Source organism: Streptomyces sp. NPDC087787, from assembly GCF_044743035.1.
Classification (GTDB): Bacteria; Actinomycetota; Actinomycetes; order Streptomycetales; family Streptomycetaceae; genus Streptomyces.
Window position 1 is genome coordinate 136186 of sequence record NZ_JBIUVQ010000001.1, and the last position, 20830, is coordinate 157015.

The window sequence follows — 20830 nt, forward strand, 5'->3', positions numbered from 1 at the left end:
GATCCGGGGCCATGGCCCTGACCGCGAGTGATGTGGACCGGTTCGAGGCGGCCAGGCCGCGTCTGGAGGCCCTCGCCTATCGCCTCCTCGGCTCCGCCGGCGAGGCGGAGGACGCCGTGCAGGACACGTTCCTTCGCTGGCAGGCCGCCGACGTCGGCGGCATCGAGGTTCCCGAGGCGTGGCTGACGAAGGTTCTCACCAACCTGTGCCTCAACCAGCTCACCTCGGCCCGCGCGCGGCGCGAGACCTACGTGGGCCAGTGGCTCCCGGAGCCGCTGCTGGCCGGGGACCCCATGCTCGGCCCGGCCGAAACCGCCGAGCAGCGCGAATCGGTCTCGTACGCGGTCATGACTCTCCTGGAGCGCCTCACCCCGAGCGAGCGGGCGGTGTACGTGCTGAGGGAGGCCTTCGGATACCCGCACCGGGAGATCGCTCAGATCCTCGACATCACCGAGGCCGCCGGCCAGCAGATCCTCCACCGCGCCAAGAAGCACATCGCGGACGGCAGGGCCCGCGCCGAGATCGACGGGGCCGCCGCCCGGAGGATCGTCGACGAGTTCCTCGCGGCCGCCACCAGCGGGCGGACCGAGCCGCTCGTGCGACTGCTCACCCAGGACGCCGTCTCGGTCGGCGACGGTGGCGGCAAGGTCCCGGCCCGCGCCAAGGCGTTCGAGGGCGCCCTGGCGGTCGCGAAGTTCATGCGGGGCCTGTTCAAGCCCGGCAAGGCCAAACGCGCCCTGGTCGGCGGTTCACCCGAGGTCTACGCCACGACCGCCAACGGCGGTCCCGCCGTCGTGGCGGTCGTCGACGGCCGGGTCGTCGGCGTGATGTGCCTGGAGGTCACCGCCGAGGGCATCGCCGCGTTCCGCAACCAGGTCAACCCCGACAAGCTCGCACGCGCGACCCGGCGGTGGGCGGCCACCGACCACGGCGAACCGCTGCTCAACGCCTTCTGAACCGATGTGAGGTGCTTCACATCGCGTTGCTGTCAGGAAACGGCGGGCCGCCCGGTTCAAGTGGCGACCCCGATCGGACAGGAGCAACGACATGCAGCACCGCATCATCGTTCTCGGAGCCGGATACACCGGAGCCATCGCGGCCGGCCGTCTCGCCAGGCGGCTGCACCGCGACGACGTCTCCATCACCCTCGTCGACGCCGAGCCCGACTTCGTCGAGCGCGTGCGGATGCACCAGCTCGCGGTCGGCCTGCGCCTGACGCCCCGGCCCTTCAGCGAGATGTTCGCGGGCACCGGCGTCGAGTTCAGGCTCGCGAGGGTCACCGGCGTCGACGTCGACCGCAGGACCGTCGCCGTCGTCGAAGCGGACGGTGCGGCCGGGGAGCTGGAGTACGACACCCTCGTGTACGCCCTCGGCAGCGGCTGGAACGACCAGGGCGTCCCCGGCGCCGCCGAGCACGCCCACGAGATCGCCGGTCGCCCCGGAGCGCTCCGGCTGCGCGAGAGCCTGGACCGCCTGGACGCCGGACGGTCCGTGGTCGTGGTCGGCGGCGGCCTCACCGGCGTGGAGGCCGCGACCGAGATCGCCGGGGCCCGCCCGGACCTCGACGTCGTCCTCGCCGCCCGCGGCGGCCTCGGCGACTGGCTCTCGCCCGCGGGCCGCCGGCACCTGCGCAAGGTCGTCGGCAAGCTCCGCATCACCGTGTACGAGGACACCGCTGTGACCGGGGTCGAGGCCGGCCGCGTCGCCACGGCCGACGGCGGGTACCTGCCGGCGGCGATCACCGTGTGGACCGCCGGCTTCGCCGTTCACCCGGTCGCGAAGGCCACCACCCTGGAGGTCACCGGTACGGGGCAGATCGTGGTCGACGGGACGATGCGCTCGGTCTCGCATCCGGACGTGTACGCCGTCGGCGACGCGGCCATGGCGATGGGCCCCGGCGACAAGCCGCTGCGGATGTCGTGCGCCTCGGGCATCCCCACCGCGTGGCAGGCGGCCGACGCCATCGCGGCCCGCCTGACCGGCGGGAAGCTCCCGAACGTGCCGCTCCGGTACTTCAACCAGTGCGTCTCGCTGGGCCGCGGGGAAGGCCTGATCCAGTACGTCACCGCCGACGACCGTGCCGTCCGGGCGGTCCTGACGGGACGGCTCGCCGCCGTCTACAAGGAACTGGTCTGCAAGGGCGCGGCCTGGGCCGTCGCCAACCCGATGACAGGGCTGCCGTCCCGGCGCCGCCGCGCCGTACCGGAGCCGGACCGGGCGGGCTCGGCGGTCAGGGCGTCGGCCTGACCCGCACGGCGGAGCGGGCGCCCTCGTGTCGAGGACGCCCGCTTTGTCGCCGGTGATTTCGCTCAGCTCACGTTGACCGCGGACCATGCCGCCGCCACCGCGTTGTACTCCGTGCTGCCGGCGCCGTAGAGGTCCTTGGCGGCGTTCAGGGTCGCCGTCCTCGCGCCCGCGTACTTCGTGGAGGACGTCATGTAGACCGTCAGGGCCCGGTACCAGATCTGGCCGAGCTTGTCGCGGCCGATGCCCGTCACCGAGGAGTTGTTGCAGGTGGGGGAGTCGTAGGCGACGCCGTTCACGGTCCTGGCGCCGCTGCCCTCGGCGAGCAGGTAGGCGAAGTGGTTGGCGACGCCCGAGGAGTAGTGGACGTCGAGGTTGCCCACCGAACTGCTCCAGCAGTCGGCCGAACTGCCGTCCTTGGAGGGCTTGTCCATGTAGCGCAGGGCCGACTTGCCGAAGCCGGAGCGGACGATCTTCTCGCCGATCAGGTAGTCACCGGGGTCGGCGGAGTTGTTCGCGTACCACTCCACCAGCGTGCCCAGGATGTCGGAGGTGGCCTCGTTCAGGCCGCCGGACTCGCCCGAGTAGGTCAGTGCCGCCGTCTTCGACGTCACGCCGTGGCTCATCTCGTGGCCGGCCACGTCGAGGGCGACCAGCGGACCGAACGTGCTGCCGTCACCGTCGCCGTACGTCATGCAGAAGCAACTGTCGTCCCAGAAGGCGTTGTTGTAGTTGCTTCCGTAGTGGACGCGGTTGTACGAGCCCTTGCCGTCGCCCGCGATGCCGTTGCGGCCGTGGACGTATTTGTAGTAGTCCCAGGTCTCGTTGGTGCCGTACTGCGCGTCGACCGCAGCCGACGCCCGGTCCGCGGTCGTGCCCGTGCCCCAGTGGTTGTCGGCGTCCGTGAACAGCGTGGCGGGGGCGCGCTGGAAGCAGATGCCGAAGATGCACAGGTCGGTCTTGTTCTCCGCGTCGCCCGTGTACGTGTTGCCCCGTGTCGGGTCCTTGAGCTGGTACGCCGAGCCCGAGAGCGTGGTCTCCAGCGGCACCGTTCCGCTGTAGAGCGACTGCCCGTCGCCCGCCGCCGTCTCGATGCTGTCCCAGGCGTCGATCTGCGCGCCCGTGCGGGCGTCGGTGAGCACCGTACGGGCCACCGGGTTGCCGAGCGAGTCCAGCCCGACCGCGTTGGTGCGCCAGGCCAGACGCGGGGCGCCGTGCAGGGCGTCGACGATCAACTCGGGCTTGGCCTTGACCTGTTGCAGCTTCGTGCCCAGGTTCTCCGCGCGCAGCGCGTTCACGGCGAGGTCAGCCGCCTTGGGGGCGGTGAGCTCGGGCGTGGTGCTCGGCAGGGACACCGTGCCCTTCGAGGCCCGGTCGGCGCCGCGGTAGGTGCCGTCCGGAGTGAGATGGACGATGAAGTCGCCGCCCAGTACGGGCAGTTGGTGGTACGAACGGTCGTAGCGGACGTGTTGTGCGCCGTTCTTGTCGACGACCACGTCCCGTACGGTGGTGGCCTCGGCGGAGGTGAGGCCCAGGGCCGTGGAGTGGTGGGCGAGCGCCGACTCGGCGTTGTGGATGGCGGTGGCCCGGGTGGGTCTGCCCTCCGCGTGCGCGGCGGGGGAGAGGGCGGTGGCCAGCAGGGTGGCGGTGGCGGCGGCCACACCGGCCGTGGCAAGGCGGGAACCTCGGATGTGCCGTGTCCGACTCATCGGTCTCCTTGAGCGCGGGCGCCCTGGGGCGCGCGGGGGTGCGCTGGTGTCCCTGAGATTTAAGTGCTCATGACATGTCATGTCCATAGCGCGTCCGCGCGGGTATGAGAGGAGAGAATCGTTTCCGTGACGACTTCGACCACTCCGACGCCGCCGCTCGCACCGCTCCCGTTCTTCGTCTACGGCACCCTGCGCCCGGGCGAGGGCAACCACGGCCTGCTCCTGCGCGGCCGCACCCGCTCCGAGGAACCCGCCCGGCTGTCCGGCGCGGTGCTCTACGACGGACCCGGCTACCCGTACGCCGTGGAGGAGCCGGGCGGGCTGGTGCGGGGCGACCTGGTCGCCGCCCGGCCGGAGGAGTACGGCGAGGTGCTCACCGCGCTGGACCGGCTGGAGGAGTACGTGGCCGGCGACCCGCACAGCCTCTACGAGCGCATCGAGCGCGAAGTGGTCCGCGAGAGCGACGGAGCGGTCGTGCGCGCCTGGGTCTACGTCGCCGGACCGTCCGTCACCCACTGGCTGCGCGCCGAGGGCGTGCGCATCGAGGGCGGCGACTGGCGTACCCGGAACCCGGTCTGACGGGCTGTGACGCGAGCGGGGCGGCACGTCTGGTGGCGGGCCTGTTCGGGGCGGGCTGACACCCGCTCGGCCCGGCCGGGGAGTCGTCCCCGCCGCGGGCGAGCGTCAGGAGACCTCAGCGGGCCTCAGCGGGTGTCGACGGGTGTCGACGGGCGCCGCTGGGCGTCGGCCAGGGCCCGGGCCACGCCGTGCTCCGTGCGGCCCAGGAACTTCGGGTCCGGCTGGAACACCGCCTCCAGAGCCGCCTTGCCGGCCGCGAACACCTCGCGGGTGCCCCCGTAGTACCAGGTGACGTCGTGCTTGGCGTCGACCCCGACACCGTAGGAGTCGATGCCCGCCGCGTCGCACAGGGCGACCGCACGGCGGACGTGGAAACCCTGGGTGACCAGGACCGCCCGGTCCACGCCGAAGATCTTCTTCGCGCGGACGCAGGAACTCCAGGTGTCGAAGCCGGCGTAGTCGCTCACGATCCGCGTGCCGGGCACGCCCCGCTTGGTCAGGTAGGCACGCATCGCGTCCGGCTCGTCGTAGTCCTCGCGGCTGTTGTCGCCGGTCACCAGGAGCACCTTGACCCGGCCCTCGTGGTACAGCTTCGCCGCCGCGTCCAGCCGGTGCGCCAGGTACGGCGACGGTCCCCCGTCCCACAGGCCCGCGCCGAAGACGACGGCGACGTCGGTGCGTGGCGCGTCCGCCGTGGTGCGCAGCCGGTCGCCGGCCGTGACGTAGGTCCAGGTCGCCGGGAGCAATGCCAGTACGCACCCGGCCATCACCACCTGCGTCAGCAGCCGCCGCCCGGCACGGGTGCGCGGCAGGCGCGGACGGGTCCACGGCACTCGGCGCGGCGAGCGCGGCTCATGCGTCAGGCGCATCGTTCGATTCCCTCCCCAGGTGCCCCCACGGCCCCCGAACAGCAAGGACGCACCCCACCGCGCCCCGGTTCACCACCCGGCCCCCATTCTCACGCCGACGAACACGGAACCGGGACCGGGGGTACGACACGTGCCCGGCCCGGCGGGCGGGAACGAAGTGCGAGGGGGACGTGGACGGCGACATCCCCAATGTCCGTGGGTGCGCTTACTGTCGAAGGATGGAAGGGATCGCATCCGAGGCAGCGCGGCCGCGTGGGCACGCCCACCGGTCGTCCGGGAACCATGTGCCGCCGGCCGGTTATGAGGCGTCGGCCGTCGAGCGGTGGGACGCCGAGCCGGACAAGCGGCCGGGGCGCACCGCCTTCCAGCGCGACCGTGCGCGCGTGCTGCACTCCGCCGCCCTCAGACGGCTGGCCGGCAAGACCCAGGTGGTCACGCCGGGGACCTACAGTCAGGCCTGGGACGCCAGCCCCCGCACCCGGCTCACCCACTCGCTCGAATGCGCCCAGGTCGGCCGGGAACTGGGCGCCGCCCTCGGCTGCGACCCCGACCTGGTGGAGGCGGCCTGCCTCTCCCACGACCTGGGCCACCCGCCCTTCGGGCACAACGGCGAACAGGCGCTGAACGAGTTCGCGCATGACTGCGGCGGCTTCGAGGGCAACGCGCAGTCCCTGCGCCTGCTCACCCGCATCGAACCCAAGCGGTTCGTCGTCGACGACGAGACGGGCGAACTCGTCAGCGTCGGCCTCAACCTCACCCGCGCCGCCCTCGACGCCGCCACCAAGTACCCCTGGTCACGCGACGCGCACCCCACCGACCCGGCCTCGCCCAAGTTCGGCGTCTACGAGGACGACCGGCCGGTCTTCGACTGGGTGCGCAAGGACGCGCCCGGCACCCGCACCTGCTTCGAGGCCCAGGTCATGGACTGGGCGGACGACGTGGCGTACTCGGTGCACGACGTGGAGGACGGACTGCACGCCGGCCACATCGACCCCGGCTGCCTGCACGCCGAACCCGAGCGGCGGGCGGTCTTCGCGGTCGCCGTCGGCCGCTACGTGCCGGCGGGCACCGACCACGGGGAACTCGCCGAGGCCCTCGACCGACTCCTGGACCAGGAGTGGTGGCCGCACGGCTACGACGGCTCGGCCGTCGCCCAGGCCCGTCTGAAGGACGCCACCAGCCAGCTCATCGGCCGCTTCTGCCTGGCCGCCGAGGGCGCCACCCGGGAGAGGTACGGAAGCGGGCGCCTCACGCGCTACGGTGCCGAGCTCGTCGTCCCCCGGACCACCCGAATGGAGTGCGCGGTCCTCAAGGCCGTCGCCGACCGTTACGTCATGCAGCGCGCCGAGCAGGAGCGGCTGCGCGCCGACCAGCGGATCGTGGTCGCCGAGCTGGCCGAGGCGCTGACCGCCCGCGCCCCCCACGGCCTTGATCCCCAGTTCCGCGCCCTGTTCGACCAGGCCGCCGACGACCGCGCCCGCAAGCGCGTGCTCGTCGACCAGATCGCATCCCTCACCGACGCCTCGGCCCGTTCGCTTCACGCGCGGCTGAGAGGACACGTATGACGGGAAGAGCGCACGCATGGCATTGACAGCGCGTTTACGGACAGCCGTGGTACCGGTGGGACCGGAGTGAACGCAGTGACCCCGACCGGGTCCCGAGGTGACCCTCCGTGGCCTGATCGGGCCACTCCCTCTTCCCGCACCACGCTCCGTGCGGGACGCTCCCAAATGGCGGCACCCACAGTGTTCTCTGGGGGGACACCCCCCAGACCCCCGGCAGGAGGCATCAAGTGGTCGACGCGGATCAGACATTCGTCATCGTCGGAGGAGGGCTGGCCGGCGCGAAGGCGGCCGAGACCCTGCGCGCGGAGGGCTTCAGCGGCCGCGTGATCCTCGTGTGCGACGAGCGCGACCACCCCTACGAGCGGCCGCCGCTGTCCAAGGGCTACCTGCTCGGCAAGGAGGAGCGCGACAGCGTCTTCGTGCACGAGCCCGCCTGGTACGCGCAGAACGACATCGAGCTGCACCTCGGCCAGACGGTCGTCGCGATCGACCGCGCCGCGAAAACCGTGCACTACGGGGACGACGGCACCCATGTGCGCTACGACAAGCTGCTGCTGGCCACCGGCGCCGAGCCGCGCCGCCTGGACATCCCCGGCACCGACCTCGCCGGCGTCCACCACCTGCGCCGCCTCGCCCACGCCGAGCGCCTGAAGCACGTCCTGACCCACCTCGGCCGGGACAACGGCCACCTCGTGATCGCGGGCGCCGGCTGGATCGGCCTGGAGGTCGCGGCGGCGGCCCGCGAGTACGGCGCGGAGGTCACCGTCGTGCAGACGGCCGCCACCCCGCTGCACAGCGCGCTCGGCCCCGAGCTCGGCCAGCTCTTCGCCGATCTGCACCGTGAGCACGGCGTCCGCTTCCACTTCGGCGCTCGGCTCACCGAGATCGTCGGGCAGGACGGCATGGTGCTCGCCGTGCGGACCGACGACGGCGAGGAGCACCCCTGCCACGACGTGCTCGCCGCGATCGGCGCCGCGCCGCGCGTCGCGCTGGCGGAGTCGGCGGGCCTGGAGTTGGCCGACCGCGCCCACGGCGGCGGCATCAAGGTGGACGAGCGGCTGCGCACGTCCGACCCGGACATCCACGCGGCCGGCGACGTGGCCGCCTTCCCGCACGGGCTGTTCGACACCCGGCTGCGGGTGGAGCACTGGGCCAACGCGCTGAACGGAGGCCCGGCCGCGGCCCGCGCGATGCTCGGCCAGGAGGTCCTCTACGACCGCGTGCCCTACTTCTTCACCGACCAGTACGACCTGGGCATGGAGTACAGCGGCTGGGCGCCACCCGGCTCCTACGACGAGGTGGTGATCCGCGGGGACGCCGGAAAGCGCGAGTTCATCGCGTTCTGGGTGAAGGAGGGCCGCGTCCTGGCCGGGATGAACGTCAACGTGTGGGACGTCACGGACCCGATCCAGCACCTGATCCGAACGAGGGCGCGGGTGGACACGGAGGCCCTCGCGGACCCGCACGTCCCGCTGGAGAGCCTGACCCCGTAGCCGGGCGGGAGCCTCGCCGGACCACCGTGCTGCGATTCCCGGGGGGCGACCCCCGGACCCCCGGCCGGGGGTGGGTCGGCTCGCCTCTGGACTGGCGGTGGACCACCGTAGACTTCTGGCGTGGCAGGACGGATCAACGACGAGGACGTGAAGGCGGTACGGGACGCGGTCCCGATCGACGCCGTGGTGTCCGAGTACCTCCAGCTGCGGAACGCGGGCGGGGGCAACCTCAAGGGCCTGTGCCCGTTCCACGACGAGAAGTCGCCGTCCTTCCAGGTCAGCCCGAGCAAGGGACTCTTCCACTGCTTCGGCTGCCAGGAGGGCGGCGACACCATCGCGTTCGTGATGAAGATCGACCACCTCTCCTTCTCGGAGACGGTCGAGCGGCTGGCCGCCCAGGCCGGCATCACCCTGCGCTACGAGGAGGGCGGGTACAACCCCGCCCACCAGCGCGGCGAGCGCATCCGCCTGGTGGAGGCGCACAAGCTGGCCGCCGACTGGTACGCCGAACAGCTCGCGAACTCCGCCGAGGCCGAGACCGGCCGGGTCTTCCTCGCCGAACGCGGCTTCGACCAGGGCGCCGCCCTCCACTTCGGCGTCGGCTACAGCCCCCAGGGCTGGGACCACCTCACCCGCTTTCTGCGCGGCAAGGGCTTCACCGACAAGGAGCTGATCCTCTCCGGTCTCGCCCAGGAGGGCCGCCGCGGTCCCATCGACCGCTTCCGGGGCCGGCTGATGTGGCCGATCCGCGACATCGGCGGCGACGTGGTCGGCTTCGGCGCGCGCAAGCTGTACGAGGCGGACAACGGACCGAAGTACCTCAACACCCCCGACACCGCGATCTACAAGAAGTCCCAGGTGCTCTACGGGATCGACCTGGCGAAGAAGGAGATCGCGAAGACCTCCCGGGCGGTGGTGGTCGAGGGCTACACCGACGTCATGGCCTGCCACCTGGCCGGCGTGCCGATCGCCATCGCCACCTGCGGCACGGCGTTCGGCGGCGACCACATCAAGATCCTGCGCCGGCTGCTGATGGACAACGGATCGGCGCGTGTGATCTTCACCTTCGACGGTGACGCGGCCGGGCAGAAGGCGGCCCTGCGGGCCTTCGAGGACGACCAGAAGTTCGCCGCTGAGACCTACATCGCCATCGCCCCGGACGGCATGGACCCCTGCGACCTGCGCCTGGCCAAGGGCGACGAGGCGGTCGCCGACCTGGTCGAACCGCGCACCCCGCTGTTCGAGTTCGCGCTGCGCCAGATCGTGGCCCGCTACGACCTCGACACCCCGGCCGGCCGTGCCTCCGCCCTGGACGAGGCCGCGCCGGTCGTCGCCCGGATCAAGAACAGCGGCGCCCAGCACGAGGTCGCGGTGCAGCTCGCCGGACTGCTCGGCATCCTCGACACCCAGTTCGTGGTCAAGCGGGTGGCCCAGCTGGCCCGCTGGGCCCGCGAACGCGGCGGCCGCGGCCCCGCCCCCGACCAGCGGCAGCGGGGCCCGCGGCAGGAGTACGCGCCGACGCGTCCCGCGCCCCGGGGCCCGGCGCTCAACCTGCGCAACCCGGTCTTCGCCACCGAACGCGAACTGCTCAAACTCGCCCTGCAGCGCCCGGAGCTGGTCTCGCCGGCCTTCGACGCCTACGGCGTGGACGAGTTCACCGCCCCGCCCTACGCCGCCGTACGCCAGGCGGTCCTGGACGCGGGCGGCGCCGAGTACGGCGTCGGCGACCCGCACGAGTACCTGGCCCGGGTCCGCGAGGCCGCCCCGGACGACACGGTCCGCGCGATGGTCACCGAGCTGGCGGTGGAGGCGATCCTGCTCCGCCGGGACGTCGACGAGGCCTACGCGGGTGCCCAGCTGGTGACGGTCCGCCGCCGCGCGGTCGAACGCCGCATCCGCGACCTGCAGAGCACGGTCGCCCGCCTGGGCACCGGCGGCGACCCCGCCCAACTGGCCTCGGCGCAGAACGAGTTGTGGATCCTCCAGCAGTACGACCAGGCTCTGCGCGAACGCGGCGTGGCAGCGCTGTGAGCGCGCACCGGGCCTTCGGGTGGTCTGAGTAACCGGCCGGTCACGCACCGGACTCAAAAAGTCTTCGCACGCCCCTCGTGGCGGTGATGTGTCGTACCCCACACTGGGTCCGGTTGCCTGAGTCCTCGGAGCGCGGCCGCTCCGCCCCTCACGGGTGACGCATCCCCGCGGCTGTGCTTCTCGCGTACGGGACGGACGGTGGCGGGGCCGCCGCCGACTCCGCCCCCTCTCGTACCGCTGCCGCACGCCTCAGCAGCGATCATCCTGGAGGTCGCCCCCGTGCAGACCCAGACCCTCGCCCAGACCGACATCCCCGCCGCACCGGACAGCGCCGGACCGGTCCCGGAGGCGGACGCGGAGGCCCCGCCCGAGCTTCCCGAACCGGTTCCCGCCCGCACCGAGAGCGGCGGCCCCTCCTCCGACCTGTTCCGCCAGTACCTGCGGGAGATCGGCCGGATCCCGCTGCTCACCGCCGCCGAGGAGGTCGAGCTGGCCCGGCGCGTGGAGGCCGGCCTGTTCGCGGAGGAGAAGCTGACCACCACCCCGGACCTGGACAGCCGGCTCGCCCTGGACCTGGACCGGATCGTCGTGCTTGGCCGGATGGCCAAGCGCCGGCTCATCGAGGCCAACCTGCGGCTCGTGGTGTCCGTGGCGAAGCGGTACGTCGGCCGGGGGCTCACCATGCTCGACCTCGTGCAGGAGGGCAACCTCGGGCTCATCCGGGCCGTGGAGAAGTTCGACTACGCCCGCGGCTACAAGTTCTCCACCTACGCCACCTGGTGGATCCGCCAGGCCATGTCCCGCGCCCTGGCCGACCAGGCCCGCACCATCCGCGTGCCCGTGCATGTGGTCGAACTCATCAACCGGGTCGTACGGGTGCAGCGGCGGCTGCTCCAGGAGCGGGGCTACGAGCCGGCCACCGAGGAGGTCGCCGCCCTCCTCGACCTGCCGCCCGAGCGGGTGAGAGAGGTCCTGCGGCTCGCCCAGGAGCCGGTCTCCCTGCACGCCCCGGTCGGCGAGGAGGACGAGGTCGCCCTCGGTGACCTGATCGAGGACGGCGACGCCGCCTCGCCCGTGGAGTCGGCGGCGTTCCTGCTGCTGCGCGAACACCTGGAGGCCGTGCTGTCCACGCTGGGGGAGCGCGAGCGCAAGGTCGTGCAGTTGCGGTACGGGCTCGTCGACGGGCGCCCGCGCACGCTGGAGGAGATAGGGCGCCTCTTCGGCGTGACGCGCGAGCGGATCCGCCAGATCGAGTCCAAGACCCTCAACAAGCTGCGCGACCACGCCTTCGCCGACCAGCTCCGCGGCTACCTGGACTGACGGGGGCCGCGGGCCGCTCACCCCGGCGAGCGGCCCCCGTCACACAGCACCGGCGGTCAGTCCACCTCGGCGACCGCCTGCGCGAACTGCGCCTTGTACAGGCGTGCGTACGCCCCGTCGGCCCCCAGCAGCTCGTCGTGGGCGCCCTGTTCGACGATGGAGCCGTTCTCCATGACGAGGATCGTGTCCGCGTCCCGGATCGTGGAGAGCCGGTGCGCGATGACGAACGACGTCCGGCCGTGCTGGAGTTTGGCCATCGCCTTCTGGATCAGCACCTCGGTACGGGTGTCGACCGAGCTGGTCGCCTCGTCCAGGACGAGGATCACCGGGTCGGACAGGAACGCCCGCGCGATGGTGATGAGCTGCTTCTCACCGGCGCTCACCCCGGAACCCTCGTCGTCGATCACGGTGTCGTAGCCGTCGGGCAGCGTACGCACGAACCGGTCGGCGTGCGCGGCCCGCGCCGCCTCCTCGATCTCCCCGCGGGTGACCTCGCGGGAGGCGCCGTAGGCGATGTTCTCCGCGATGGTGCCGCCGAACAGCCAGGTGTCCTGGAGCACCATGCCGATCCCGGACCGCAGTTCGTCCCGCGACATCTTCCCGATGTCGATCCCGTCGAGTGTGATGCGCCCGCCGGTGACGTCGTAGAACCGCATGAGCAGGTTGACCAGCGTGGTCTTGCCCGCGCCGGTCGGGCCGACGATCGCGACCGTGTGGCCGGGCTCCACCGTCAGCGACAGGTCCTCGATGAGCGGCTTCTCGGGGTCGTAGCGGAACGACACGTGCTCCAGCGCGACCCGCCCGCGCAGCTCCTCCGGCCGCACGCCCGGCACCGGGTCCGCCGTCTGCTCCTCGGCGTCCAGCAGTTCGAAGACGCGCTCGGCCGAGGCGACGCCGGACTGCACCAGGTTGGCCATCGAGGCCACCTGGGTCAGCGGCATCGAGAACTGCCGCGAGTACTGGATGAAGGCCTGCACGTCACCGATGGACAGCGTGCCCGAGGCGACCCGGAGACCGCCCACGACGGCCACCAGCACGTAGTTGATGTTCGACACGAACATCATCAGCGGCTGCATGACGCCGCTGTTGAACTGCGCCTTGAACCCGGCCTCGTACAGCGCCTCGTTCTGCTCGGCGAACTGCTTCGCCGACTCCTCCTGCCGCCCGAACACCTTCACCAGGGTGTGCCCGGTGTACATCTCCTCGATGTGCGCGTTGAGCCGGCCCGTCGAGCGCCACTGCTGCACGAAGTGCGGCTGCGACCGCTTGCCCACGCGCGTGGCGACGACGAACGACAGCGGCACGGTCACCAGCGCGACCAGCGCCAGGATCCAGGAGACGTAGAACATCATGACGAGCACGCCGATGATGGTCAGCAGCGAGTTGATGAGCTGGCCCATCGACTGGTTGAGCGTCTGCCCGATGTTGTCGATGTCGTTGGTGGCGCGGGAGAGCACCTCGCCGCGCTGGCGCTTGTCGAAGTACGACAGCGGCAGCCGGGACAGCTTCGTCTGCACGTCCTCGCGCATCCGGAACACGGTCCGGTTCACCGACCGGTTCACCAGCCGCGTCGCCACGCCCATCAGCAGGCCGGCCACCAGGAACGTGCTCAGCGCGAGCAGCAGCACATCGCCGACGGCACCGAAGTCGATGCCCTTGCCGGGGGTGAAGTCGGTGCTCCTCAGCATGTCGGCGACCGCGCCCTGGCCGCGCTCCCGCATGGAGGCGAGGACCTCGCCCTTGGTCGCCCCGGCCGGCATCTGCCGGCCGACGATCCCCGCGAAGACCAGGTCGGTGGCCTTGCCGAGGATCTTCGGCCCGATCACGCTGAGCGCGACGCTCACCACCACGCACAGCACCAGGGCGGCGACGGTGAGCCGTTCGGGCTTGAACTGGGCGATGAGCCGTTTGCCCGACTCCTTGAAGTTCAGCGAGCGGTTGTCGGGCCCGGACCCGCCCATCATGCGCCCCATCGGCCCGGCCATCAGGCTGCCTCCGCTTCCGTGAGCTGGGAGAGCACGATCTCCCGGTAGGTCTCGTTGTCGGCCATCAGCTCGTGGTGGCGGCCGGTGCCGACGACCCGTCCCTCGTCCAGGACGACGATCCGGTCGGCGTCGCGGATGGTGGCCACGCGCTGGGCGACGATGACGACGGTCGCCTCGGCGGTCTCGCGCCCCAGCGCCGCCCGCAGGGCCGCGTCGGTGGCGTAGTCGAGGGCCGAGAAGGAGTCGTCGAAGAGGTAGATCTCCGGGCGCTGCACCAGGGTGCGGGCGATGGCCAGACGCTGGCGCTGGCCGCCGGAGACGTTCGTGCCGCCCTGCGAGATCGGCGCGTCCAGGCCTCCCTCGAGACCGCTGACGAAGTCCTTGGCCTGCGCCACCTTCAGCGCGTGCCACAGCTCCTCGTCGGTGGCGTCCGGGTTGCCGTAGCGCAGGTTGGTCGCGACGGTGCCGGCGAACAGGTACGGCTTCTGCGGGACCAGGCCGACCGTCCTGGCGAGCAGCTCCGGACCCACGGTGCGCACGTCCACGCCGTCGACGAGGACCTCTCCGTCGGTCGCGTCGAACAGCCGGGGCACCAGACCGAGCAGGGTGGACTTGCCGCTCCCGGTCGAGCCGATGACGGCGGTCACCTCGCCGGGGCGGGCGACCAGGTCGATGGCCCTCAGGACGGGCTCCTCGGCCCCCGGATAGCGGAAGCCCGCGCCACGGATCTCCAGATGGCCGTGGCGGCGCAGCTCGGTCACGGGAGCGACGGGCGGCACGACGCTGGACTCGGTGTCCAGGACCTCCTGGATGCGCTCGGCGCACACCTCCGCGCGCGGCACCATCATGAACATGAAGGTCGCCATCATCACGGACATCACGATCTGCATCAGATAGGCGAGGAACGCGGTCAGGTCGCCGATCTGCATCCCGCCGCTGTCGATGCGGTGGGCGCCGAACCACACCACGGCGATGGACGACACGTTCACCACCGTCATCACCATCGGGAACATCAGCGCGAGCAGCCGGCCGGTGGCCAGCGACATCTCCGTCAGGTCGGTGTTGGCCCCGCGGAAGCGGTCCTTCTCGTACTCGTCGCGGACGAAGGCGCGGATCACGCGGTTGCCGGTGATCTGCTCGCGCAGCACCCGGTTCACCACGTCCAGGCGCTTCTGCATGGACCGGAACAGCGGACGCAGCCGGCGCACGATCAGGGTCACGCAGATGCCGAGCACGGGGACGACGGCGACCAGCACCGCGGACAGCGGCACGTCCAGGCCGAGGGCCAGCACGACACCGCCCACACACATGATGGGCGCCGACACCATCAGGGTGAACGTCATCAGGACCAGCATCTGGACCTGCTGCACGTCGTTCGTCGTCCGCGTGATGAGGGAGGGCGCCCCGAAGTTGCCGACCTCGCGGGCCGAGAAGGACTGCACGCGGTCGAAGACGGCCGCCCGTACGTCCCGGCCGAGCGCCGAGGCGGTGCGGGCGCCGAAGTAGACGGCACCGATGTTGCACACGACCTGCGCAAGGGACATGCCGATCATCACGGCGCCGAACGTCAGGATGTAACCGGTGTCGCCCTTCACCACACCGTTGTCGATGATGTGGGCGTTCAGCGTGGGCAGGTAGAGCGTGGCGCAGGTCTGCAGGAACTGCAGCAGCACCAGCAGGGCTATGGGTTTCTTGTAGGGCCTCAGATAGGTCCGCAGGAGTCGTATGAGCACGCTGGGTCTCTCGCAGTCGGCGGTGGGGGCGGTCGATGTCCCCTGGCACCTATCGTCGAACACTCCACCCGCGTTACCTCAACCGATTAATCCGCCCGCGTGTCAATGGCCGAGCACTGGTCGGCCATTGACCTCGCGTCCGTGATCCATCGCACGAGTGAGCCGTTATGTCCCAAACGCCCCCATATGGCTGGTCGTTGGAGCCCCTGGAATGGACCCTCGTGTCCGATAGGTCCGAAAAGGTCTGTGGGGTACAAGGGATCGCGGGGCGGGGTGTCACCCCGTGAAGGCCCCCGGGTGAACCTGCTCACGTACCGACACGTACTGCTGGCGCACCGCCTGGCCCACCGCCAGATCCTCGCCGGGCTCCAGGACCTGGGCCACCGCGCCCTGCCAGGCCGGCGGTGTGCGCGGATCGAGGGTGCCCTGAGAGGCGCCGAGCGCCCAGGCGGCCTGCCGGGCGGCGCCGATCGCGGCGTAGTCGGCCGGCTGCGGCACGACGACCTGCGCGCCGAAGACCGCGGGTGCGACGGCCTGTACGGCGGGCAGCTCGGCGGCGGGGCCGAGCAGGAAGACCCGGCGCACCTCCACGCCCCGGCCGCGCAGCACGTCCAGCGCGTCCGCGAGCCCGCACAGCATGCCCTCGAACGCGGCCCGCGCCACATGCTCCGGCTTCATCGACTCCCGCCGGAGCCCGGCGAGCATCCCGGCGGTGTGCGGGAGATTGGGTGTCCGCTCGCCCTCCAGATAGGGCAGCAGCACGAGTCCGTGCGAGCCCGGCGTCGACTTCATCGCCAGGTCCGACAGGCCCTCCAGGTCGGGCATGCCCAGCAGCTCGGCGGTGCCGCGCAGCGCCCGCACCGCGTTCAGCGTGGTGACGACCGGCAGGTGCATGCCGGTGGCGTCGGCGAGCGAGGTGATCATCCCTGTCGGGTCGACGAGCGCCTCGGGGTGAACGGCCATCACCGAGCCGGAGGCGCCGAGGGAGACGACCGCGTCGCCCAGACCCAGCCCCAGGCCGAAGGCGGCGGCCATGGTCTCCCCGGTCCCGGCCGAGATCAGCAGCCCCTCCGGGGTGGTGCCGGCCGCCTCGGCGGGACCGAGCACCTCGGGCAGCGCGGCCTGCCGGCCGAGCGCCAGCTCGACCAGGTCGGGCCGGTAGGTGCCGGTGGCGGCGGACCAGTAGCCGGTGCCGGAGGCGCCGCCGCGGTCGGTGGTGCGGCGCATCGGACGTCCCAGCAACTGCCACACCAGCCAGTCGTGCGCCTGGAGCAGGAGCGCGGTGCGCAGGGCGGCCTCGGGCTCGTTCCTGGCGAACCAGCGCAGCTTGGTCACCGGCAGTGGGGCCTGCGGCACACAGCCGACCGACTGCGCCCAGACCTCGCGGCCGCCGAGCGCGTCGATCAGGTCGGCCGCCGCGACCTGCGCCCGCCGGTCGCCGCCGACCATCGCGGGCCGCACGGTGGCACCCTGGGCGTCGATCGGAACCAGCGCGTTCTGCTGCGCGGAGACGCCGATCGCCTGCACACCCTCCAGGAGCCCGCCGCCCGCGGCCTCCCCCAGGGACAGCAGCCAGGCCTGCGGATCGACGTCGGCGGAGCGACCGCCGCCCTCCGGCGTCTCCACCGGATGCGGCGCATATCCCTGCCTGAGTACGGACCCCGTGTCCGCGTCACAAACGACGATACGAGTGAAATCGGGCGAACTGTCCAACCCGGCGACTATCCCCATGGCCAAATTCTGCCGTACCGCCGCCCTTGCTCGGGCCGCGGCCGCCCCGGCGCCGCAAGGGACACGCGCGGTGCCGCCGGGGCGGGCGGGTCACGTGTTGCTGGTGCCCCAGTCGTCCTCGCCGCTGCCGTTGGAGTGGGCGCGCAGGGAGCGCACCCGCTGGGCGACCGACTCGGGAATGCGGTCGCCGACCTTCTCGCTGACCGTGTGGTAGGCCCGGTCCGCGAACTGCCGGCCCTGCTGCGCCGCGCTCTCGGCGGTGTTGCGCACGGCGGGGTTCTGGGCGATCCGGCCCGCGGACTTCTTGAGCTGCTCGTAGCGTTCACGTCCGGCCCTCGTGCCCAGCACGTAACCCACGGCGATCCCTGCGATGAACGTGAGCCGGTAACGCATGGCGGCCACCCTTCCCTTGCCTAGAGGTCACAGCCGGGGGAACCGATTGGCGGAGCACCCCCCTGCTTGCGCTAATGTATGTGTCGCAGCGAGCGCGCGCCCCCTGGCGAATACCCGGGTGGGTGCGTTCGATGCAACGAGGCATTCCTCCGTAGCTCAATTGGCAGAGCAGCCGGCTGTTAACCGGCAGGTTACTGGTTCGAGTCCAGTCGGGGGAGCTCGGTCCTCCGTAGCTCAATTGGCAGAGCAGCCGGCTGTTAACCGGCAGGTTACTGGTTCGAGTCCAGTCGGGGGAGCATGCTGAACGAGGACCCTCCGGGGTCCTTTTTCATGTCCGGTTTCATGTCCCTGGGGAACCGCCGCGGCCGCGGTGAAGTCCTTGAGGTCGTGAACGGCCGCGGAAGACGACCATCCGAAGCAGGAGATCGTATGAGCGGCTATGCTGCGGCAGACGGCGCGCACACATGTACGCGACGCGCCGCAACGGGGCGGTAGCTCAGCCGGTTAGAGCAGCGGACTCATAATCCGTCGGCCGTGGGTTCGAGTCCCACCCGCCCCACCAGGCGCTACCCGCGCAGAATCGATGTGACCAGCGGTTACGCCGGTCATTCCCAGCCAGTCTGTGGCCCCCGGAAGTGGATCCGGGGGCCATCGGCGCGTGTTGGCCCGTTTTGCACTCGGCCGGAGCAACGGCCTGGGCGGACGGGCCACTGACGGGCTACTGACGGGCCGCTCAGGAACGGTCGTCGGCGGGGTCGGCGGTCTCCGGCAGATCGTCGCGGTCGCCCTCGGCCTGGGAAGGGGTCGGGTACGGCGTCTCCGGCGGTCCTGCGGCGCGCTGCGTGCCCTCGTCGTCGCGTTCGCCCTCGGCCTGGGAAGGGGTGTGCTCTCTCATGGTGGTGACTCCTGCGGAGGGGTGACTCCTGCGGACGGGGCTGGTGAATCCGTCCGCTTTTCGGGTACCCCGGTGGTCGGTCCGTCACCGTGCCCGCGGGGGTGTCCGGTCCGTCACCGTGCCGGCGGGGTGTCCGGGCCGTCTTCGCGCCGCGGGGTGTCCGGGCCGGGGCCGGTGTGCCGGGCGAGCGCCGTGCGCAGGGCCGTGCGGATCTCCTGGGGCGGCGCGGGGCCGTCGTCGCGGACGCCGGCGGTGACCGCGGCGGCCACCGTGTGCAGCTTGGTGTTGGACCGCTGGGAGGCCTCCCGGAGGATGTCCCAGGCCTGCTCCGCGGTGCACGCGTGGGTGGCCATCAGGATGCCGCGGGCCTGGTCGATCACGGGACGGGACGACATGGCCCGGCGGAGCTGATCGACCTCCGCCTGAAGCCGGCGCAGCCGTTCCGTCCGTTCCAGGGCCACCGCGGAGGCGCCCTGCGCCGCGGGCGCCTCGGGATCCGTGCCGGCCGACGGCCGCGGCGCGTCCGCCGTGTCCAGGCCGGTCAGCTCCAGGACACGGCGCGGCTGCCCCGTCCACCCGGACGCGGTCACCCGGAGCGGCGGGCACCGGCCGCGGTCGCCGAGGGTGTCCAGGAGTTCCAGCCCGGCGGTGTCCATGAACGTCACCCCGGACACGTCCAGGTCGACCCGGCCGATGTCCGGCGGCAGCTCGGCCAGCGCCTGGGCCAGGGCCTCCGCGCAGCCGTGGACCAGTTCCCCGCGCGCGGTGAGCGACGCCCGGTCGGCCACCGGGTCCGTGCGGACGTCGACGGTGAGCGTGCCCGCCGGGGTGCTCCGCCGTCGTACATGGGCTCGTGGTGCCGCTGCGCTCATCTCCCGCCTCGTCCGTCCTCGGCAGTCCTCGCGCGTCCTCGCGACGTCGCGTCTCCCCGTCCCCGCCGGTCCGCGCCCGGACGCACGCCGCGGCGCTACGGAGCCACGGAACCCCGGCGGTGCTGTCCTGCGCCTGCCCGCTCACCGCGGGACTACACACGCCCGGGAACGGGCCTTCCCGGGCGTGTGTAGGGACGGGCCCGGGCGCCGGGAGGACGGGAGCGGCCCGCGCCGCCGGAGCCGGACCGCGTCACGAGCCACGCCCACGGATCGACGGGCCTTGCCGGGAGAGCAGTGGGTACGCGTAAGGCGTAGGTGCCGACCGGGCGGAGGACGAGGACAGCGGGCCTCGCGTCCGGCGGCAACGGAGATGTCCTGGCCCGCGCTGCCGGGGACGGAGGTGTCGACGTCATGACCGCGACCGCGGAACCCTTCGGCCACCCCGCCCTGTTCTACAGGGACGAGCGGGAGTACCTCAGGGGCACCGTGCCCTTCGTGCGTGAGGGACTCGAGGCCGGCGAGCCGGTCGCGGTGGCCGTCCCCGGTGACAACCTCCGGCTGATCGAGGCCGGCCTCGGCGCCGACGCCGGGTCCGTACGGCTGCTCGACATGCGCGAGGTCGGACGCAACCCCGGCCGGATCATCCCGGCGGTGCTGCGCGCCTTCGCCGACGCCCAGTCGCCCGGACGCCGGGTGCGGATCGTCGGCGAGCCGGTCTGGGCCGGCCGTACGCCCGTCGAGTACCCGGCCTGCGCCCAGCACGAGGCGCTGATCAACCCGGCCTTCCAGGGCCGCGAGGTCACCATCCTGTGCCCGTACGACGCCGCCCGGCTCGACGGACGGGCCCTCGCCGACGCGCACGCCACCCACCCCGAAGTCATTCCCTCCGGTGCCACTGGGCAGCGGGAGAGTGCCGCCTACGCCCCCGAGCAGGTCGTCGCCCGGTACAACGAGCCCCTGCCGCCGGTGCCGGACGCGTTGTCGTTCTACTTCACGGCGGACACGCTCTCGCAGGTCCGGCACGTCGCCGTCGCCGAGGGCGCACGGCTGGGGCCCGCCGCCACCCGGCTCGAGGACCTGGCCCTGGTCGTGGCCGAGCTGACCACCAACAGCGTGGTGCACGCGGGCGGTTCGGGCGAGCTGCGGGTGTGGGCGCAGGACGGGTGCGTGCTGTGCGAGGTGCGGGACAAGGGCCGCCTCGACGATCCGCTGGCCGGCCGCCGCCCCGCCCCCCGCGAGCAGCGCGGCGGCCGCGGACTGCTGCTGGTCAACCTCGTCGCGGACCTGGTCCGCGTGCACACGGACGAGCAGGGCACCACCGTCCGCTGCTGGTTCACCAGTTGACCGCGGGGTGTCTCAACGCGCCTGCGACTCAGTCGGGTCGACCGCCGCGTGGGTCGACGGCGTCCGG

General features: G+C 72.0%; 15 protein-coding genes, 3 tRNA genes and 1 pseudogene. 11 read left to right on the forward strand and 8 right to left on the reverse strand.

Annotation, left to right across the window (positions count from 1 at the left end):
- Nucleotides 1-11: 11 nt before the first annotated feature.
- Nucleotides 12-956 carry an RNA polymerase sigma factor SigJ gene (gene sigJ, locus ACIOWN_RS00645; RefSeq protein WP_362347402.1) on the forward strand — a complete coding sequence of 315 codons (945 nt, stop codon included), beginning with the start codon at nucleotides 12-14 and terminating at the stop codon, nucleotides 954-956.
- Nucleotides 957-1047: 91 nt separating this feature from the next.
- Nucleotides 1048-2247 carry an FAD-dependent oxidoreductase gene (locus tag ACIOWN_RS00650; protein ID WP_362347404.1) on the forward strand — a complete coding sequence of 400 codons (1200 nt, stop codon included), beginning with the start codon at nucleotides 1048-1050 and terminating at the stop codon, nucleotides 2245-2247.
- Nucleotides 2248-2309: 62 nt separating this feature from the next.
- Here ACIOWN_RS00650 and ACIOWN_RS00655 read toward each other — a convergent pair whose 3' ends face one another.
- A complete protein-coding gene (locus tag ACIOWN_RS00655) occupies nucleotides 2310-3953 on the reverse strand; it encodes a M4 family metallopeptidase (protein ID WP_362347406.1) in 1644 nt (547 codons plus the stop codon).
- A 126-nt stretch (nucleotides 3954-4079) separates the two neighbouring features.
- Between ACIOWN_RS00655 and ACIOWN_RS00660 the strand changes: the two genes are divergently transcribed.
- The gene (locus tag ACIOWN_RS00660) at nucleotides 4080-4532 is read left to right on the forward strand and encodes a gamma-glutamylcyclotransferase family protein (RefSeq protein ID WP_401979527.1); all 453 of its coding nucleotides are present in this window, start codon (nucleotides 4080-4082) and stop codon (nucleotides 4530-4532) included.
- Between the two features lie 125 nt (nucleotides 4533-4657).
- Here ACIOWN_RS00660 and ACIOWN_RS00665 read toward each other — a convergent pair whose 3' ends face one another.
- Nucleotides 4658-5401 (reverse strand): vancomycin high temperature exclusion protein, encoded by a 744-nt coding sequence (locus ACIOWN_RS00665; RefSeq protein WP_401979530.1) that lies wholly within the window; start codon nucleotides 5399-5401, stop codon nucleotides 4658-4660.
- A gap of 218 nt (nucleotides 5402-5619) precedes the next feature.
- Here ACIOWN_RS00665 and ACIOWN_RS00670 point away from each other — a divergent pair, with 218 nt between their 5' ends.
- From ACIOWN_RS00670 to ACIOWN_RS00685, 4 genes and pseudogenes are all read left to right on the forward strand, one after another.
- Nucleotides 5620-6966 carry a deoxyguanosinetriphosphate triphosphohydrolase gene (locus ACIOWN_RS00670; RefSeq protein ID WP_401979533.1) on the forward strand — a complete coding sequence of 449 codons (1347 nt, stop codon included), beginning with the start codon at nucleotides 5620-5622 and terminating at the stop codon, nucleotides 6964-6966.
- Between the two features lie 227 nt (nucleotides 6967-7193).
- On the forward strand, nucleotides 7194-8459 hold the full coding sequence (locus tag ACIOWN_RS00675; RefSeq protein ID WP_362347414.1) for an FAD-dependent oxidoreductase: 1266 nt from the start codon (nucleotides 7194-7196) through the stop codon (nucleotides 8457-8459).
- 120 nt (nucleotides 8460-8579) lie between these two features.
- On the forward strand, nucleotides 8580-10490 hold the full coding sequence (gene dnaG, locus ACIOWN_RS00680; protein ID WP_362347416.1) for a DNA primase: 1911 nt from the start codon (nucleotides 8580-8582) through the stop codon (nucleotides 10488-10490).
- A 161-nt stretch (nucleotides 10491-10651) separates the two neighbouring features.
- Nucleotides 10652-11810 (forward strand): annotated as a pseudogene (locus tag ACIOWN_RS00685) (sigma-70 family RNA polymerase sigma factor).
- A gap of 56 nt (nucleotides 11811-11866) precedes the next feature.
- Here the strand turns inward: ACIOWN_RS00685 and ACIOWN_RS00690 are convergent.
- The 4 genes from ACIOWN_RS00690 to ACIOWN_RS00705 all read right to left on the reverse strand — a co-directional run bounded on the left by ACIOWN_RS00690 (nucleotide 11867) and on the right by ACIOWN_RS00705 (nucleotide 17652).
- Entirely contained in the window at nucleotides 11867-13795 is a 1929-nt protein-coding gene (locus ACIOWN_RS00690) for an ABC transporter ATP-binding protein (protein ID WP_362347418.1), read from the reverse strand.
- A complete protein-coding gene (locus ACIOWN_RS00695; protein ID WP_362347420.1) occupies nucleotides 13795-15528 on the reverse strand; it encodes an ABC transporter ATP-binding protein in 1734 nt (577 codons plus the stop codon). Before ACIOWN_RS00695 ends, ACIOWN_RS00690 begins: the two co-directional genes overlap by 1 nt.
- Nucleotides 15529-15804: 276 nt before the next feature.
- Complete coding sequence (locus ACIOWN_RS00700; RefSeq protein ID WP_362347422.1) at nucleotides 15805-17259, reverse strand: FGGY family carbohydrate kinase; 1455 nt, start codon at nucleotides 17257-17259, stop codon at nucleotides 15805-15807.
- Nucleotides 17260-17349: 90 nt separating this feature from the next.
- Complete coding sequence (locus ACIOWN_RS00705; protein WP_362347424.1) at nucleotides 17350-17652, reverse strand: YtxH domain-containing protein; 303 nt, start codon at nucleotides 17650-17652, stop codon at nucleotides 17350-17352.
- A gap of 145 nt (nucleotides 17653-17797) precedes the next feature.
- Between ACIOWN_RS00705 and ACIOWN_RS00710 the strand changes: the two genes are divergently transcribed.
- The 3 genes from ACIOWN_RS00710 to ACIOWN_RS00720 all read left to right on the forward strand — a co-directional run bounded on the left by ACIOWN_RS00710 (nucleotide 17798) and on the right by ACIOWN_RS00720 (nucleotide 18214).
- Nucleotides 17798-17870: transfer RNA gene (locus tag ACIOWN_RS00710), tRNA-Asn, on the forward strand.
- Nucleotides 17871-17875: 5 nt separating this feature from the next.
- A tRNA-Asn gene (locus ACIOWN_RS00715) sits at nucleotides 17876-17948 on the forward strand.
- 189 nt (nucleotides 17949-18137) lie between these two features.
- Nucleotides 18138-18214, forward strand: a tRNA-Ile gene (locus ACIOWN_RS00720).
- Nucleotides 18215-18385: 171 nt separating this feature from the next.
- On the opposite strand, the gene ACIOWN_RS00725 is transcribed toward ACIOWN_RS00720, so the two are convergent.
- Nucleotides 18386-18547: a hypothetical protein gene (locus ACIOWN_RS00725; protein WP_362347426.1), complete on the reverse strand. Its 162-nt coding sequence runs from the start codon at nucleotides 18545-18547 to the stop codon at nucleotides 18386-18388.
- Nucleotides 18548-18660: 113 nt separating this feature from the next.
- Complete coding sequence (locus ACIOWN_RS00730) at nucleotides 18661-19419, reverse strand: ANTAR domain-containing response regulator (RefSeq protein WP_401979537.1); 759 nt, start codon at nucleotides 19417-19419, stop codon at nucleotides 18661-18663.
- A 411-nt stretch (nucleotides 19420-19830) separates the two neighbouring features.
- Between ACIOWN_RS00730 and ACIOWN_RS00735 the strand changes: the two genes are divergently transcribed.
- Nucleotides 19831-20763 (forward strand): anti-sigma factor RsbA family regulatory protein, encoded by a 933-nt coding sequence (locus tag ACIOWN_RS00735; RefSeq protein ID WP_362347430.1) that lies wholly within the window; start codon nucleotides 19831-19833, stop codon nucleotides 20761-20763.
- Nucleotides 20764-20830 lie beyond the last annotated feature (67 nt).

Coding starts and splice junctions, on each gene's coding strand:
- ACIOWN_RS00670 (WP_401979533.1), top strand. CDS start 5,620: ATGGAAGGGATCGCATCCGAGGCAGCGCGGCCGCGTGGGCACGCCCAC.
- ACIOWN_RS00655 (WP_362347406.1), bottom strand. CDS start 3,953: ATGAGTCGGACACGGCACATCCGAGGTTCCCGCCTTGCCACGGCCGGT.
- ACIOWN_RS00650 (WP_362347404.1), top strand. CDS start 1,048: ATGCAGCACCGCATCATCGTTCTCGGAGCCGGATACACCGGAGCCATC.
- ACIOWN_RS00690 (WP_362347418.1), bottom strand. CDS start 13,795: ATGGCCGGGCCGATGGGGCGCATGATGGGCGGGTCCGGGCCCGACAAC.
- ACIOWN_RS00725 (WP_362347426.1), bottom strand. CDS start 18,547: ATGAGAGAGCACACCCCTTCCCAGGCCGAGGGCGAACGCGACGACGAG.
- ACIOWN_RS00665 (WP_401979530.1), bottom strand. CDS start 5,401: ATGCGCCTGACGCATGAGCCGCGCTCGCCGCGCCGAGTGCCGTGGACC.
- ACIOWN_RS00735 (WP_362347430.1), top strand. CDS start 19,831: ATGACCGCGACCGCGGAACCCTTCGGCCACCCCGCCCTGTTCTACAGG.
- sigJ (WP_362347402.1), top strand. CDS start 12: ATGGCCCTGACCGCGAGTGATGTGGACCGGTTCGAGGCGGCCAGGCCG.
- ACIOWN_RS00700 (WP_362347422.1), bottom strand. CDS start 17,259: ATGGGGATAGTCGCCGGGTTGGACAGTTCGCCCGATTTCACTCGTATC.
- ACIOWN_RS00730 (WP_401979537.1), bottom strand. CDS start 19,419: ATGAGCGCAGCGGCACCACGAGCCCATGTACGACGGCGGAGCACCCCG.
- ACIOWN_RS00705 (WP_362347424.1), bottom strand. CDS start 17,652: ATGCGTTACCGGCTCACGTTCATCGCAGGGATCGCCGTGGGTTACGTG.